Source organism: Bacillus sp. G1(2015b), assembly GCF_001482475.1.
In the GTDB taxonomy this organism is placed as follows: Bacteria; Bacillota; Bacilli; order Bacillales; family Bacillaceae; genus Bacillus; species Bacillus safensis.
Genome location: NZ_LKIC01000026.1, coordinates 177,517 through 191,697 on the forward strand (window position 1 = coordinate 177,517; position 14,181 = coordinate 191,697).

16 protein-coding genes are annotated in these 14,181 nt (G+C 42.3%); 14 read left to right on the forward strand and 2 right to left on the reverse strand.

The window, feature by feature from the left end:
- The first annotated feature begins 12 nt into the window (after positions 1-12).
- From AMR95_RS12420 to AMR95_RS12430, 3 genes are all read left to right on the forward strand, one after another.
- A complete protein-coding gene (locus AMR95_RS12420) occupies positions 13-771 on the forward strand; it encodes a hypothetical protein (protein WP_058838436.1) in 759 nt (252 codons plus the stop codon).
- Between the two features lie 21 nt (positions 772-792).
- Positions 793-1,320, forward strand: a complete 528-nt coding sequence (locus tag AMR95_RS12425) for a YfjD family protein (protein ID WP_058838437.1) — start codon at positions 793-795, stop codon at positions 1,318-1,320.
- A gap of 99 nt (positions 1,321-1,419) precedes the next feature.
- Positions 1,420-1,884, forward strand: a complete 465-nt coding sequence (locus AMR95_RS12430; RefSeq protein ID WP_039182560.1) for a helix-turn-helix domain-containing protein — start codon at positions 1,420-1,422, stop codon at positions 1,882-1,884.
- Positions 1,885-1,938: 54 nt separating this feature from the next.
- Here AMR95_RS12430 and AMR95_RS12435 read toward each other — a convergent pair whose 3' ends face one another.
- The gene (locus AMR95_RS12435; protein ID WP_039182556.1) at positions 1,939-2,286 is read right to left on the reverse strand and encodes a helix-turn-helix domain-containing protein; all 348 of its coding nucleotides are present in this window, start codon (positions 2,284-2,286) and stop codon (positions 1,939-1,941) included.
- Between the two features lie 205 nt (positions 2,287-2,491).
- Between AMR95_RS12435 and AMR95_RS12440 the strand changes: the two genes are divergently transcribed.
- From AMR95_RS12440 to AMR95_RS12465, 6 genes are all read left to right on the forward strand, one after another.
- On the forward strand, positions 2,492-3,481 hold the full coding sequence (locus tag AMR95_RS12440; protein WP_024427527.1) for an asparaginase: 990 nt from the start codon (positions 2,492-2,494) through the stop codon (positions 3,479-3,481).
- Between the two features lie 28 nt (positions 3,482-3,509).
- A complete protein-coding gene (aspA, locus tag AMR95_RS12445; protein ID WP_039182553.1) occupies positions 3,510-4,931 on the forward strand; it encodes an aspartate ammonia-lyase in 1,422 nt (473 codons plus the stop codon).
- A gap of 144 nt (positions 4,932-5,075) precedes the next feature.
- Positions 5,076-6,482 (forward strand): Na+/H+ antiporter NhaC, encoded by a 1,407-nt coding sequence (gene nhaC, locus AMR95_RS12450; protein WP_058838438.1) that lies wholly within the window; start codon positions 5,076-5,078, stop codon positions 6,480-6,482.
- 293 nt (positions 6,483-6,775) lie between these two features.
- The gene (locus AMR95_RS12455) at positions 6,776-7,201 is read left to right on the forward strand and encodes a YwqH-like family protein (protein ID WP_041118256.1); all 426 of its coding nucleotides are present in this window, start codon (positions 6,776-6,778) and stop codon (positions 7,199-7,201) included.
- A 37-nt stretch (positions 7,202-7,238) separates the two neighbouring features.
- The gene (locus tag AMR95_RS12460; protein ID WP_024423905.1) at positions 7,239-7,502 is read left to right on the forward strand and encodes a YwqI/YxiC family protein; all 264 of its coding nucleotides are present in this window, start codon (positions 7,239-7,241) and stop codon (positions 7,500-7,502) included.
- A 287-nt stretch (positions 7,503-7,789) separates the two neighbouring features.
- Positions 7,790-8,215, forward strand: coding sequence for a YwqH-like family protein (locus AMR95_RS12465; protein ID WP_058838439.1), 426 nt, complete (start codon positions 7,790-7,792; stop codon positions 8,213-8,215).
- Between the two features lie 48 nt (positions 8,216-8,263).
- On the opposite strand, the gene AMR95_RS12470 is transcribed toward AMR95_RS12465, so the two are convergent.
- The gene (locus tag AMR95_RS12470; protein WP_231746887.1) at positions 8,264-8,479 is read right to left on the reverse strand and encodes a hypothetical protein; all 216 of its coding nucleotides are present in this window, start codon (positions 8,477-8,479) and stop codon (positions 8,264-8,266) included.
- A gap of 136 nt (positions 8,480-8,615) precedes the next feature.
- Between AMR95_RS12470 and AMR95_RS12475 the strand changes: the two genes are divergently transcribed.
- The 5 genes from AMR95_RS12475 (at position 8,616) to AMR95_RS12495 (ending at position 14,124) form a co-directional block, all read left to right on the forward strand.
- Complete coding sequence (locus AMR95_RS12475) at positions 8,616-10,574, forward strand: BglG family transcription antiterminator (protein WP_058838440.1); 1,959 nt, start codon at positions 8,616-8,618, stop codon at positions 10,572-10,574.
- An 89-nt stretch (positions 10,575-10,663) separates the two neighbouring features.
- Positions 10,664-11,974 (forward strand): PTS sugar transporter subunit IIC, encoded by a 1,311-nt coding sequence (locus AMR95_RS12480; protein ID WP_039182533.1) that lies wholly within the window; start codon positions 10,664-10,666, stop codon positions 11,972-11,974.
- Between the two features lie 31 nt (positions 11,975-12,005).
- A complete protein-coding gene (locus tag AMR95_RS12485) occupies positions 12,006-13,439 on the forward strand; it encodes a glycoside hydrolase family 1 protein (protein ID WP_058838441.1) in 1,434 nt (477 codons plus the stop codon).
- A gap of 12 nt (positions 13,440-13,451) precedes the next feature.
- On the forward strand, positions 13,452-13,775 hold the full coding sequence (locus AMR95_RS12490; RefSeq protein WP_058838442.1) for a PTS sugar transporter subunit IIB: 324 nt from the start codon (positions 13,452-13,454) through the stop codon (positions 13,773-13,775).
- Positions 13,776-13,794: 19 nt separating this feature from the next.
- The gene (locus AMR95_RS12495; protein ID WP_024423898.1) at positions 13,795-14,124 is read left to right on the forward strand and encodes a PTS lactose/cellobiose transporter subunit IIA; all 330 of its coding nucleotides are present in this window, start codon (positions 13,795-13,797) and stop codon (positions 14,122-14,124) included.
- Positions 14,125-14,181 lie beyond the last annotated feature (57 nt).

The following is a 14,181-nucleotide window of genomic DNA, read 5'->3' on the forward strand; positions in this document are numbered from 1 at the left end:
GGAGAGATCAAGTTGGATCAGCTAAGTCTAAGTATTGAGGAACTCATCTTTAGTTTTTACAGTGAAGGCTATTTTGAACAAGGCATGTCCTTAAAGGAAGCGTATTATCCTGATGTTGAGGATGAGCGCCTTGGGTTTTTATTTGAAATTGCGTGCCGTTCTTTGCTCGCAAAAGGTGTACTGGAATTTCGAAACAGACAATACCGTTATAAAGCGGAATACCGTCATTTCATCCAGGCGATGAATGATGCCTCTTACACCGTCAAGGCGTCTAGATTTGGAGATTTAGATGAAGAAATCAGCACCTCCTTTCACACAACTCAGGCGGGTGTATATGCGCATCATACGCTTTATGATCAACAAGTGCATCAGATTCGTAAACTGAGCGGCGATCAGCAGGCAGAAGAGCAAGTGACAGCCTTTTTCAACATACAGATGAATGATCACCCTGAACCTGTCATCAGTCTCCAGGCGGAGGAATTTGAAATGCTGTTAGAGCAAGCAAGCGAAGCAAAAAATGAGTGGCCATCCTTTCTGAATCAAGCAGAGAATCAAGAGCTCGTGAAGGCATTTGTTTCTGATGTACAGACGAGAAAAGGAAAGATGGATTCCCTCATGAAGGTCGTCTATGACAAAAATAATACGCCTGATGTGGAGTCGATGATATTTGTCATTCCAGGTGAGAACCAATCGTGGCTTGTATCAGGAGTAAAAGAAAATCAATTTCGCATTGAGACGGCTCATCGAGACGGGTTCCGTTCTATATTCTAATGGAGAAAAGGAGAATGACGCTTGAATCCAAGTGAAGTAATAGAAGTAAGGAGCAGACCTTTTTTAAGAGTATGGGCATTCTTAGCAACGGGCGGCTTCGGTATCATCGGTATTTGGTTATTTTCAGAAGCTCTTACATTTGAATCGAACTATACATTGTTTTTATTTTTAGGCGGACTATTAGGTATTGTCTATGGCTGGATCTCCTTTTTGATGATTTTGCCTGCTTTTACGAAGAGGGGAAATGTGATTTTTCGGATTCAGCGTGGAGAGAATGGCGCTGTGCTGCACAGGGAGCGAACGATTCCTTTTCAAGATATTCAATCAATCGACATGCGCAGGCATCGGTACAGCATAAGAGGATTTCTTTTTATGGATGTGCTCATTCGGAAAGTAGATGGAAAATTGATCAGAATTCCGGCGTACAGCATTTTAGATGAAGAAGTATTTGAACAGACCGTCAAACAGGAGATCTATCCATATTTACATCAGGCAGCCCAAGAAAATTGGAGACAGCAGCATGGCCAGGGAGAAGAGAAGACCGACTAAGCTGTTTTTGTCAGAATTCTATAGGATGAGGCGCCACTTTTTCGAAAAAATCGTGTATGATGTCAGTAAAGACTGAACACTCGAAAGAGGTGATGAGATATGGATAAAGAGATGGTAATCGACCTCGTCACAGAACAAATGGCACGGATTCGAAAAGAAAAGGATTATACGCAGGATCGCATGGCGGAGGTACTTGGTCTATCGAAACGGCATTTACAGCAGGTTGAAAAAAACAGGCTGCGTCTCAATTGGACGCAATCCGCGGCCGTATGTGCATTATTCAGAGATAGTGACATTCTGAAAGGGACACTAGGGGATGACCCGCTTGAGATTTTGGAAGTTGTGGCACATGATGAATTACATCTATCAGTTGAGCGTACGATTGGCGGAAAGGTTTGGTGGAGGACGGCTGTCAAAAAAGGCACGTTTCGCCTTCAGCAAAATGTACTTAGTCAGCACTACCGCATCTTAGATGAGGAGAATTATCGCTATTATAGTTCTTTTAATAAAGAAGAAGCGAAGCGGCGGCTAGAGGAATTAAGCCAGCTGTCTTCTCCATATTGAGATTGGAAAAGGAAAGAGAGGCACCTGTTTGATAGGTGCCTCTCTTTTCTGTGTTTATACTTTTAGAGTGTTTTTCGCCCGAATAAAGGCAACAAGCTGTTTGATTTCTTCATCATTTAGGGGAACACCGTCTACATGAATGGTTCCTTCTTTTGCTTCCGTCAGTTCAATTTTGATATCAGAGATTTTGCGTTGTATCTCTGGCTCGTCCGTTCTACCAAGTAAAAAATCAATGGACGTATCATACAAATCAGCCAGCAGCTTCACTGCTTCAAGCGAAGGTCGTCGGTACCCAGATTCGTAACCGGCATAGGTGCTTTTGGCGATACCTAGGCGATCTGCCGTATGCTGGAGAGACCATTTTTTCTTTTTTCTAAGAGTGGTTAAACGATCGAGTATCATACATGAACGCTCCTTTATTTACAACAACAGTATATCATATTTTGGCATAGAATGTACGCGTTATGCGTAACAATTTCTTGATTAATTCGCGTTATGTGACTATAATGGCAATGAAGGTACGCGTAAAGCGTATATTATAGAATAGCACAAGCTAGCTTATAATATGTGTGACAAACGAAGTAATTTTACGAAAGAGGTGGACCTGTTGAAGAAATTATTGCTTTTAACGACTGGTGGGACGATAGCATCTGTAGAGAGTGAAAATGGATTAGCTCCAGGTGTTAAAGCTGAGGATCTTTTGAGCTATTTAAACGAAATTAATGCAGAATATACAATGGACACAAAGTCCCTAATGAGTATAGATAGTACAAATATGCAGCCTGAATACTGGGTTGATATCGCAACAGCCATTTATGAGAATTATGATCAGTATGATGGGTTTGTTGTGACTCACGGAACCGATACAATGGCCTATACATCAGCAGCGCTGTCTTATATGCTGCAAAATCCTGATAAGCCGATCGTGATTACAGGTTCACAAATTCCGATTACTTTTAAGAAAACAGATGCGAAGAAAAACATCACAGATGCGATTCGTTTTGCATGTGACGGTGTTGGCGGCGTATATGTCGTGTTTGATGGCAGAGTCATCCAAGGAACACGTGCGATCAAACTAAGAACGAAAAGCTATGATGCATTTGAAAGCATTAACTACCCATATATTGCATCAATTGAAAACCATCAAATTGAATACAATAGCAAAGTAAAAAGAACACCAATGAAACCGCTTAAATTAGATGCATCCTTGAACACAGATGTGTGTCTGTTAAAATTGCACCCAGGCCTTAAGCCTGAGTTTTTAGATGCAGTCAAAAGCATGTACAAAGGCGTTGTCATTGAAAGCTACGGCAGCGGCGGAATTCCTTTCGAAGGAAGAAACCTTTTAGAAAAGATCAACGAATTGCTGGAAGAAGGCATTTCTGTTGTCATCACCACTCAGTGTCTTGAAGAAGGCGAAGACATGAGTGTGTATGAGGTAGGACGCAAGATCAATCAAGAATTGGTGGCACGTTCAAGAAATATGAATACAGAAGCTATCGTGCCGAAACTGATGTGGGCACTAGGCAAAACAACAGATCCAAGAGAAGTCAAAAAGATTATGGAAACGCCAATCGCAGAAGATTTAGTGATTTAACTATTCTATAGAAAGCAGGTCATAAGAGATGGTTCAAGCAACTTATCGCTATGAGAAGGATTTTCTTGGTGAAAAAGAAATTCCAGCAGACGTGTATTATGGGGTTCAAACCCTTCGTGCGAAAGAGAATTTCCCGATTACAGGATATCGGATGCACGAGGAACTAATCAGAGCCTTTGCCATCGTGAAAAAAGCAGCAGCTCAAGCCAATATGGAAGTCGGACGTTTATATGAAGGAATTGGAAATGCCATCGTTCAAGCGTCTGACGAAGTCATTGAAGGCAAGCTTCACGAGTACTTTATTGTCGATCCAATTCAAGGCGGCGCAGGAACGTCCATGAATATGAATGCCAATGAAGTGATTGGAAACAGAGCGCTAGAAATCATGGGACATCAAAAGGGTGAATACATCCATTTAAGCCCAAACACACATGTGAATATGTCGCAATCAACGAATGACTCATTCCCAACGGCGATTCATATTGCTGTGCTCAAGCAGTTAGACATTCTGCTTGAAACGATGCAAGCCATGCAGGACGTCTTCAAAAAGAAAGCAAAAGAATTCGATCATGTGATCAAAATGGGTCGTACGCACTTGCAGGATGCTGTTCCAATCCGTTTGGGACAGGAGTTTGAAGCTTACAGCCGTGTGCTGAGCCGTGATATTAAGCGGATCAACCAATCGAAGCAGCATTTATATGAAGTCAATATGGGTGCGACAGCTGTTGGGACGGGCTTAAACGCAGATCCTCGTTATATTGAGATCGTGGTGAAAAAGCTCGCTGATATTTCTGGTCTTCCTCTTGTAGGCGCAGAGCATCTCGTGGATGCAACGCAAAATACAGATGCTTACACAGAAGTATCCGCCGCTTTAAAAGTATGTATGATGAACATGTCTAAGATTGCCAATGACCTTCGCTTAATGGCTTCTGGTCCGCGTGCAGGTCTTGCTGAAATTGCATTGCCAGCTCGTCAGCCTGGATCATCCATTATGCCTGGGAAAGTCAATCCAGTCATGGCAGAGCTCATTAACCAAATCGCATTCCAGGTCATTGGGAATGACCACACGATCTGTCTTGCTTCTGAAGCAGGCCAGCTTGAGTTAAATGTGATGGAGCCTGTTCTGGTCTTTAACTTGCTTCAGTCTATTAGTATAATGAATAACGGATTCCGCTCATTCACAGATCATTGCTTAGTGGACATTGAAGCAAATGAAATACGTTTGAAAGAATATGTAGAAAAAAGTGCAGGCGTAATCACTGCCGTGAACCCTCACTTAGGCTATGAAGCAGCTGCTAGAATTGCAAGAGAAGCCATTTTAACAGGTCAATCGATCAGAGATCTTTGCTTGCAGAACGATGTTTTAACGGAAGAAGAACTTGATATTATCTTAAATCCATTTGAGATGACAAAGCCTGGCATTGCGGGTGCAGAGCTCCTAGAGCGATAATATTATCAAAAATTTTATTTTATTAATATGTGGAATTGCCTGTGAAAAAGAGAAAAAACAGGCAATTCACTTTCTTTCGAATTGACACACTTTTTTCACAATATTTTGAAAACGCTTAACGCACGCACAAAGGGAGGAAACACAATGAAAACACCACGTCTACCATCTATTTTAGAAGTCGTAGCTGTACTTGGCTTGTTTTTAGCAATTGTTTTATCATTTACTCTTTACTTCAAATTAGATATTCAACTCGCATTGTTTATCTCATGGTTTATGGTTATTGCGTTGGGTATTCGATTGGGGCATTCTTATAAGGATCTTCAAAACGCCATTACAAAAGGGATATCGAATGGTTTAGAAGCTGTTTTAATTTTAATTGCAGTAGGTGCACTTGTAGGAACATGGATTGCTGGTGGAGTTGTACCAACGTTAATTTACTATGGACTGGAATTTATTCATCCTAATATATTCTTACTAGCTACACTGATTATCTGTTCCATTATGTCTGTTGCTACAGGAACATCATGGGGTACAGTTGGAACCGCAGGTATTGCCATGATTGCGATTGGTGAAGGTTTGGGAATTCCATTACCTATCGTGGCTGGTGCTGTTTTATCTGGAGCCTATTTTGGTGATAAATTATCTCCATTATCTGATAGTACTGTCCTTGCTTCCTCACTTTCAAAAGTGGACGTGCTCGCACATGTTCGAGCGATGATGGTCTTATCCATACCTGCCTTTGTCATAACTGCCATTATGTTTACCATTACCGGGTTTATGTATGGCGGAAAAAATATTGATCAAGGAAAAGTAGAGTTTTTGAAACAAGCATTGCAAGATACATTCACGATTAATATTTGGATGATCATTCCGGCGCTTATTGTTGTGCTATTACTTGTCTTGAAAAAACCTTCAATGCCTGTTATTGCGATTGGTGCGCTTCTTGGCGCAGTTTGGGCAATGGCATTCCAAGGGATGAATCCAGCCGATGCACTTGGTACAGCTTATAATGGTTTCTCTATTAATTCAGATGTAGAATTCTTAAATACGCTGTTAAACCGTGGCGGTATTGTGAATATGCTTGGATCTTTAGTGGTCATTATTCTCGGACTTGGTTTCGGTGGAGTATTAGAATATTTAGGCGTATTAAAAGTCATCGTTGCGACATTTGAGAAAAAATTACATAATGCAGGGAATGTAACGCTGTCTACACTCGTTGTTGCGTTCTTCGCCAATATCTTTGGCTGTGCGATGTATGTATCGTTAATCCTTACACCAAAAATTATGGAAAAGAGCTACGATAAATTAAAGTTAGACAGACGAGTTTTATCCAGAAACTCTGAGGTCGGTGGTACGCTTACTTCTGGTATGGTTCCATGGTCAGATAACGGTATTTACATGGCAGGAATTCTTGGCGTATCGACATTCTCTTATTTACCATTTATGTGGTTGAGCTTTGTCGCCATTGGTCTTGCGATCATTTACGGATATACGGGCAAATTCATTTGGTACGTGAAAGATCAACAAGAAAGAGAAGAATCGGCCTCATAAGCCGTTTCCAAAAGCCGCTCCTGCACGGGGCGGCTTTGTTTGTCCTAGGACCGAGAGACTATATGTGACATATAGCAAACGAACAGGAATTTAGACCTCCTATAAAAGAGGTCGAAAGGGGGAGTGTGAAGCAGAGTGAAAGCATATTTATCCCATAAAAAGGGCACAAATCCCTATTCAAACATGAGTCTTTGAACCTTATAATAACAATATTGGAAAAAGTGCTATTCACCTTACGCTCGTTTAGAGGGACTCTAAGCAGCGTTTTTATTTTGACAGGAGGAGGAACCCATATGAGCTTATCGGATATGCTGTCTGCCCTTAACGGTGGCATTTCAAATAAAAAAGCAGAAATTGAAGAGAAAATCGCTCGGCTCAAAAAGGCGAAAAGCAAGGTTGAACGTGAACAAGATGCGGCAGAAACAGATTTAAAGCAAATCAAGCAGCCAAAGCTTGGGACCTCTTGGAAAGGTGAGCGAAGCCAGGATTTCAAAACAGACCGAAATGAAGCACATGATGCGCTGCAAACGATCGTGAACGATAAATACCCACGCTATGTGAGCCGTATCGAATTCAAAATCAGTACATTAGAAGCAGAACAAGCTGCGTTATCCTTTGCCAGTTCCTTAGCTGGAGACGCCGCACGCCTTGCTGAAAAAGGAGAAGACGCAGTAGAGGACGCAAAACGCTTGATCTCAAAAGCATGGAGCAGCTTGTAAACAAGATTCATGCTGAACAAATCTGGAGGATATCACAATGGGACAAATTAAGTTAAACTACCAAACAGTCATGGATAAACTAGATGAAGTCTCCCAAGCAGTCGAAGCTTTAGCGATGAAAAAGGCAGCAGATAAAGCGGGTGAAAACAGCCTTGAATTTGTAACCAAGTGGACGGCACGTGAAGCAGAGGTAAGCGAAATGGTTTCAAGCTTTAAAGAAGCCCTAATCAAAAACGTTCAGGATACACGTTCTAACGTGAAAACATTAAAAGAACAAGACGAAGCGATTGCTGCAAAATAATCAGCACAATCGCTTTTATTTATGGATATCATTTACATGAAGTAATTGTAGTTATAAAGACTCATATAAAATTCGGGGTGTAAGACCTTGTATTATTCCGTTTTTCTTCCAAACACGTCACTAAAAGGACACCTTTTCCCTATTTAAGCCTGAGGCTTTTCACCTTATACTATACTTAATGAAAGCAGAACGATAGAAATGTCAGGATTGGAAAAATCAAGTGAGTCGATGGTTTCCAAAGGTGCTCACGCCGTGCTTTCGTATGAGGTCAGATAGAGGTGGATGACATGAGTTTATCCGAGATGCTGCACCATCTGCATATGGGAATTGAGAACAAACGTGCAGAATTTGACGAAATGATCTCTCGGTTAAAGACAGCCAAAAGCAATATTCGAACAGAACAAGATCTTGCCCAGTCAGATATCAAAGAAATCAAGAAGCCTGCTCTAGATTCGTCATGGAAAGGCGAGAGAGGAACCGACTTTCATCGCCACCGGAAAGACGCTTACAGGGTGATGCACAACATCGTCAACGATGAATATGAAAAATATATAACAGAGATTGACCAAAAAATCTTACACTTTGAATTGAAAAAAATGGAGCTGGCCGTTGCCAGTAATTTTGCAGGAAGAGCTCAGGACGTGATGGAAAAGGGCGAGGATTTTGCAAAGGACGTTAAACATTTGATTGAACGGGGCTGGAAAGCTCTTTAAAACCATAAACGAAACAGCCGTCTCATAAAAGGGCGGCTGTTTTTTTGTTTAGTCACATCCACCACCGCCGCTATCACCTGAATCACTCCCGCAGGAGGCGTCAGAAGCGTGATGGGTATACGAATCAGTATATGTACTTGTCGTTGAATTATGATGTGCAGAACGCTTAGCAGATGCACGTTTATCCTTTGGTGTGAACAAGCTGGCAATGATGGCTCCTAAAAAAGCTAATATGATAATGACAACAAACATAAAAGTACCCATAATGCATCCCTCCTCTAGTTTCATATTCATACGAATGAGCCATATCCAGGTTCCCGGTTTGAAAGAAAAACTGGGCAAAGAGTTCTATTTTCGTTTATGATGATAGGCAAAAGTAAATGCCAAGGGAGGAGAGCCCATGCTATCTCTACGTCAGGAGGAGCTTCTGAAAAGATTGATGCAAGCGGAGCAGGAACTGACAAGTGAAGAAATTGCCCGTGTGATCGGAGTCACATCACGAACCATCCGCACAGATATGAAAGCGCTTAAAGTGATCTTAGAAGAACATGGTGCCGCACTACATATTAAACGCGGGGCAGGCTATACATTGAGCGTTGAAGATTATGGGGCATTTCGTACATTTTTGAAAAAATCACTGAGAGAAAGAAATGAGAAAAAGGAACAGTCCATTCCCAATCAGCCTGAGGACCGCGTGGCTTATCTATTGAAAAGGCTGCTTCTGTCAGAAGAATATATCAAATTAGAGGGATTGGCAGAGGAATTATTTGTGAGTGAATCCACAGTGAAAAATGATTTAAAAGCTGTCAGGCATTTGTTTTCATTGCATGGACTTTCTATATCGCACCGCCCTAAATATGGACTGCGTCTGACAGGCGATGAAATGAAATTAAGATATTGTATGGCAGAGCATGTATTTCAGCAGGATCAAGCGCACTCTACACTGTTACCTGAAGAAACGTATCAACTGATTCAGGACATCGTGCGTTCACGTACAAAAGCCACCGGGCTTCATTTATCAGAAATCGGTTTAAGTAATTTAGTGACCCATATTGCCATCGCATGCAAACGAATAGAAGAAAAAAAGCTGGTTCAGATGCCAGAAGCGGAATTGAGAGAAATTCAAGTGCAGCCAGTTTTCCAAATAGCTCAACAAATGACAGAAGATATTCGCCGCGTATTAGCGATTGATTTTCCGTTATCTGAAATGGCGTACATCGCAATTCACTTAATGGGGGCAAAGATGATGGCATATGGAGAGGCTGGCCATACGCTATTTCATCTGCTGGACGAAGATCATTTTTGTTTCACTCACCAATTGCTTGCTTATGTGGAGGAGCATATGTCACTTGATATTCAGTTTGATAAGGAGCTGATCGTTGGTTTAAGTCTTCATTTGCGTTCCGCCATTCATCGTTTTAGATACGATATGAATATTCGAAATCCCTATTTACCAGACATTAAAAGGCACTATCCCATTGCGTTTGAGGCGGGTGTTTATATGGGCAGGTGGCTGAAGGAAAAAGAGGGTGTTGAGATTCCTGAGGATGAAATCGGATATTTGGCACTTCATATTGGAGCTGCAATCGAGCGGACAAAATCACAGCATGTGAGAAAGACATGTCTTATTGTGTGTGCGACGGGTGTCGCCAGCAGTCAGCTTCTTCTTCATAAGCTCACGGCGGCTTTTAGCGGAAGACTGGAGATCGCTGGAACTGCAAGTGTCGGGGAACTTCCTTCATATGATTTGAGAAGCATTGATTTTATTATTAGTACCATTCCGCTACAGAATACATTGCCGGTACCAGTAATTGATGTACATACGATTCTAAGTGATGATGATATTGTCCGGCTGAAACGATTTGTGCAAAATTCACAGGATACAGGTGTTTTACGGTATGTGAGTCCGGCGCTGACATTTTTTCAGCAAGACCTTCAATCAAGGGAAGAGGTTCTTCAATTTTTCGTGAACGTGTTAAAGGAGCAGCATCGAATCTCAGACGAGTTTGAACAATTATTGCTAGAAAGAGAGCAAGTGTCACCCACCTCTTTCGGTCATTTGGTTGCGATTCCTCATCCAATTAAGCCGGCAACAGACGATACGTTTTGTGCAATCTGTACGTTAAAAAAGCCAGTGCTGTGGGGAGAAGATCGAGTACAAGTCGTTTGCTTGTTAAGCATCCAGAAGACGTATCAAAAAGAATTACAGTCGCTTTATCAATTTCTTGTGCGGCTGACAGAACGGAAGGAAGTGGTGGAGCAGCTCATCAAAGCCTCTTCATTTGAAGAGCTGACAGCAGCACTTCAAGTATTGGAGCAGCCAAATGAAAAAACGCGACATCCATTTCCGCATCTGTGAGGAAAAAGATTAGATGTTAATGAAAGCGCTTTTAAAATAATATCAAAAAGGAGGATGATCACGAGTTTGTGCAAAGGGGGAGACGGATCATGAGCTTCAAGGAGAAAGCGGCAGATGTCATGGGGCATGTGGCTTATCGCATCACCAATCAGAAATATATTATGGCGATTAAACAGGCATTTGTCACACTGATGCCGATCATCATTACAGGAGCTTTTGCTGTACTGGTGGCGAATATGATCATGAGCCCGGAAACAGGGCTTGCTCATTTTGAGATATTCAGGTTTTTAGCAGAGCTTCAGCCTATTATGAAGGCAATCAATTATGCCACGCTGAACTTTTTAACCATTGGGGCTGTGTTCCTCATTGGGATTGAGCTTGGGAAAATCAACGGGCACAAGTCGCTGTTCCCAGGATTGATGGCGTTGATTTCATTTATATCCGTTATTCCAACGACACTTCTTCTTGAAGTTGATGGATCGATGCGTGAGGTTGTAGACGTGTTGGCAAGACAATTTTCCGATCCAAAAAGCTTATTTTTAGGGATGATCATTGCGATCGTATCTGTGGAAATCTTTTGTAAGCTGACTGAGGTGAAATGGCTGCAAATCAAGATGCCAGATTCGGTTCCGTCGAATGTGGCAACGTCTTTTTCATCACTTTTTCCTTCTATCATTACAATTACGATCATTAGTTCATTCGGGTTTGCATTTCATCGTGTGACAGGCATTTATTTGCATGAAGCAGTATATAACGTGGTGCAGCGTCCGCTAGAAAGTGTTGTACAGGGGCTGCCAGGAATTTTAACGTTGATGTTTGTGGCACAATTTTTCTGGGTGATCGGCATCCATGGCAACCAGATGATTAAGCCGATCCGGGAGCCGCTCTTATTAGGATCGATTGCAGTGAATATGACAGCATTTCAAGAGGGAAAAGAGATCCCGAATATTATCACGATGCCGTTTTGGGATGTGTATATGAGCATCGGTGGTTCAGGTGTGACCATTGGACTTTTGATTGCAATTTTCATTGCTGGGAGAAGGGAAGAGATGCGAAGCATTGCCAAGCTCTCATCAGGACCCGGACTATTCAACATCAATGAACCTGTTATTTTTGGATTACCCGTCATGCTAAACCCTGTGATGGCGATCCCATTTATCGTCACACCGCTTGTGACAGGTACGATTGGTTATATTGCGACGGCTACAGGATTCGCTGGAAAAGCGGTTGTGATGGTGCCGTGGACGACACCGCCGCTTGTGAATGCATGGCTGTCAACCGCTGGCAGCATGGGAGCCGTCATCACACAGCTTATCTGCATTGTGGTTGCTGTTTTCATCTATTTACCGTTTGTTCTCTTGTCTAACCGCAAGCCAGAAGCAGCACCAGATTCAGAATAAACATTCAGACGAAGAAAAGGGAGGCGGAGATATGAACAGCATTGAGATTCCAAGAGATTTTATCCTAGGTGCTGCGGCTTCTGCATGGCAGACGGAGGGCTGGAAGGGAAAGCGGGCGCATCAGGACTCGTACATCGATTTATGGTATAAGGAAGGGTATCACGTATGGCACGAAGGCTATGGGCCGGCTGGTGCAACGAATTTTTACGAGCGCTATCCTGAGGATGTAGCCTTAATGAAAGAGATTGGGCTGACACATTACAGGACATCGATCAATTGGTCGAGATTTCTCATAGATTACGAGAATGGGATAGTGGATGAGGCCTACGCTCGTTACATTGATGATCTGATCAATGAATTAATCGCAGCAGGTGTAGAACCGATGTTTTGCTTAGAGCATTATGAGCTTCCTGCCGTTTTGCTTGAGAAGTACGGCGGATGGTCATCAAAGCATGTCGTTGATCTGTTTGTTCTCTATGCAGAAAAAGTGTTTGAGCGCTACGGAGACCGGGTCAAGCATTGGTTTAGTTTTAATGAACCGATTGTTGTCCAGACACGCGTTTATCTAGATGCTATCCGATATCCGTATGAGCAAAATACGAAGAAATGGATGCAGTGGAACTATCATAAAGCACTGGCAACAGCAAAAGTGGTGAAGCTGTTTCAGGAGATGGGTTTGAAGGAATCGACAGGAGCCAAAATCGGGGTGATTCTCAATCCAGAAGTGACGTATGCAAGATCGTCTGCTCCGCATGACCAAGAAGCGGCACGTATGTATGATTTGTTTTTTAATCGAGTGTTCTTAGATCCTTCCATCAAAGGGGAGTATCCAGAGGAACTGATCGATGTGTTGAAAAAGCATGATATTCTTTTCGATTCCACAGAGGAAGAGCTTCAAATCATCAAGAATCATACGGTAGATGTCGTCGGACTTAACTTGTACTATCCGCATCGTGTCAAGGCGCCGAGTAAGGCTTGGAACGAAGGGACGCCTTTTCACCCATCCTATTATTACGATATGTTTGAGCTTCCAGGGAGAAAAATGAATCTTTTTAGAGGCTGGGAAATCTACCCGAAGATTGTCTACGATATGGGGATGAGGATAAAAGAAGAATACGGAAATATTGAGTGGTTTGTGGCCGAAAATGGCATGGGTGTAGAAAAGGAAGAACGGTTTAAAAAAGAAGATGGAATCATTGATGACCAGTATCGCATTTCATTTATCAGCCAGCATTTGAAGCGGGCACTTCAAGCGAAAGCAGAAGGATCAAATTGCACGGGCTATATGCTTTGGGCATTTACAGACAATGTCTCACCGATGAATGCCTTTAAAAACCGCTATGGCTTAGTCGAAATCCAGCTGGAAAATGAACGAAATCGACAGCTGAAAGCATCTGCGTATTGGTACCAGACATTAATCAAAACTAGGGAACTGACAGTTGAAACAGAAGTCATTTATCAATAGGAGTGATGGGATATGAAACGAATCATTCTCGCTTGTGCAGCAGGAATGTCGACGTCCATTGTGGTGTCGAAAATGAAGGCCGCCGCAGAAGCTAAAGGGCTGGAATACTATATTTATGCTATACCTGAAGGAGCCATTGCGGATGAACTAGAAGAGCATGGAGAGGATGTAAAGGCGATTTTACTTGGACCGCAAGTAAGTTTTATGAAAAAAGCAGCAGAAAAAACAGCGGCACCTTATCAAATCCCTGTCGATGTCGTCAATGTGAGATTATACGGAACAGCAAACGGAGAAAAAATCCTAGATCATGCACTGAAACTAGCAAATGAATCTTGAGTAATTGGAGGAGAAGCAGATGACGGTATTAGAGGAAATGCAGGGAGCAGCCTTTCAAATCATTGCCCATGCAGGCGAGGCAAGAAGTCATTATGTAGAAGCGATTCGTCTAGCAAGAGCTGATGATTTTGAAAAAGCGCAGCAGTTGATCGAAAAAGGGGAGGAAGCGTTTCGAAGCATCCACAACCTGCACTTGTCGCTGATTCAAAAAGAAGCGGCAGGTGAACAGCTTCCGTTTTCTTTACTGCTGATACACGCAGAAGATCAAATGCTCACAACAGAGACCATTCATCTGCTCGCCATCGAGATGATCGAAATGTGTAAAAAAATGAATACCCTGTCAAAATAGATATCAATGAATAACCAATTTCTGTTATAATCATTCGGTAGATAAAGAGAAAGCAGG